Origin of the sequence: Streptomyces sp. ActVer (genome assembly GCF_027270795.1) — a bacterium.
GTDB lineage: Bacteria > Actinomycetota > Actinomycetes > Streptomycetales > Streptomycetaceae > Streptomyces > Streptomyces umbrinus_A.
This window is the reverse complement of the sequence record NZ_JAPWHT010000843.1, coordinates 1-1,809: the sequence shown is the minus strand read 5'-3', so window position 1 is coordinate 1,809 and position 1,809 is coordinate 1. Positions and strand designations below refer to the sequence as shown.

Below are 1,809 nucleotides of genomic sequence, written 5' to 3'. Positions count from 1 at the left end.
GTGGCGGGGACATCGGGCCCGTCGGCGGCCTCGCCGGGCAGGGCCGGCCATGCGGTGAGGCTGTCGTCGTAGGACCACAGCACGTAGGGCTCGATGTGCGGGTCGGGGGTGGTGGTGCGGTCGTCGAGCATCGGCATGAGCAGGATCTGCCGGGTGATCCGCGGGCCGCCGCGCTCGCGGGCGAGGATCGTCAGTGCTGCGGCCATACCGCCTCCGGCGCTGTCGCCCATCACACCGACGCGGTCGGGGTCGACGCCGAGTTCGGCGGCGTGCTCGTGCAGCCAGTTCAGCGCTGCGTAGGCGTCTTCGAGCGGTGTCGGGAAGGGGTGCTCGGGGGCGCGGCGGTACTCGACGGAGAGCATGGGTACGCCGCTGGCGGATACGTAGCGGGCGACGGGACCGTCGAACAGGTCGATGTGGCCGAAGATGTAGCCGCCGCCGTGGAAGAACAGCACGGCCGGGCCGGGCTCGGCGCCGTCCTTGACGTACCAGCGCATTCTGATGTCTGTGCCGTCGCCGGCGGTCGTGTAGTGCTCGCTGGTCTTCACGTCGGCCGGGATCGGTTGGGCCGTTCCCGCAGCGCCGATGATCGGCTCCCACATGGCGCGCCGCGCCGCGATATCCCCCACTGCCGGTGGTGTGGCGTCCGCCATCGCGCCGGCCATCGGGGCCAGCGCCTCGGCGATTTCGGGATCCAGACTGAGTGCCATGGCCTTTTCCTTTCGGCGGAGGATCGGCGTCAGGCGACAGGCGGGACGACGATGACCTTGCCGTGCACCGCGCCTTCGGCGGCCCGGGCGTGGAGCTCCGACAGCTTGGCCAGCGGCACCCGTTCGGCGACGTCGACCCGCAGCTCCCCGCGGTCGACCAGCGCGACCAGCCTCGACAGCTGGGCGGCGTCGCTGCGGACGAACAGGTCGATGCCGCGCACGCCGCGCTCCTCGTCGGCGGGCGCGGGCATCCACACCGTGGTGTTCACCACGACCCCGCCCGGACGGACCAGCGTGACGAGCGCGGCCAGCTCGGCCGGATCGACCGGAGCGAGGTTGAGCACGACGTCGACCGGCTCGGTCACCGCCGCGGTCACCCCGGTGGTGGTGTGGTCGATGACCTCATCGGCGCCGGCCGACTTGACCGCCTCGCTGCTGCGCGGACTGGCCGTGGCTATCACGTGGGCATCGGCCCCCTTGGCCAGTTGCACGGCGTAGCCGCCGACCGCTCCGCCGGCGCCGTTGATCAGCACGCGTTGCCCGGCCGTCAGCTTGCCGTGGTCGAACAGCGCCTGCCACGCGGTGAGGCCCACGATTGGCAGTGCGGCGGCGTCGGGCAGCGAGACGCTCTTGGGAGCCGGCGTCAGGACCCCGGCCGGCGCGAGGACGTACTCCGCAGCGGCGCCGTTCCCGTCCATCGGCAGGAAGCCGATGACGTCGTCGCCGACCGCGATGCCGTCCACGCCCTCGCCCAGCACGTCGACCGTGCCGGCGACGTCGATGCCGGGAGTGTGCGGCAGCACCACCGGGATGGGGCCACGCATGAAGCCGCCACGGATGTTGCCGTCTACGGCGTTGAACGACGTCGCGGCGACGCGGATCCGGACCTCACCGGCCCCAGGGGCGGGCTGCTCCACGTCCTCATAGCGCAGGACGCCGGGGTCGCCGTACTCGTGGAAACGTACTGCCTTCATCGGATTCCTCCGTGGATACTCCGCCGTTCAGGGCAGAGAGGAAACGGGCTCCTGCGGAGCAGGGCAACGAGCTGGGATTCGCCGCCAGGGCGGATCGCAGTGCCCTCACCAGCAGGTTTTGCCCC

At 71.6% G+C, this 1,809-nt stretch carries 2 protein-coding genes; both read right to left on the bottom strand.

Going from position 1 to position 1,809, the window contains the following annotated elements; translation table 11 throughout:
- A partial coding sequence (locus tag O3Q52_RS52695; RefSeq protein ID WP_269655486.1) for an alpha/beta hydrolase occupies window positions 1-710 on the bottom strand: 710 nt, incomplete at its 3' end.
- Window positions 711-739: 29 nt separating this feature from the next.
- Complete coding sequence (locus O3Q52_RS52690; RefSeq protein WP_269655485.1) at window positions 740-1,684, bottom strand: NADP-dependent oxidoreductase; 945 nt, start codon at window positions 1,682-1,684, stop codon at window positions 740-742.
- Between the last annotated feature and the right edge of the window lie 125 nt (window positions 1,685-1,809).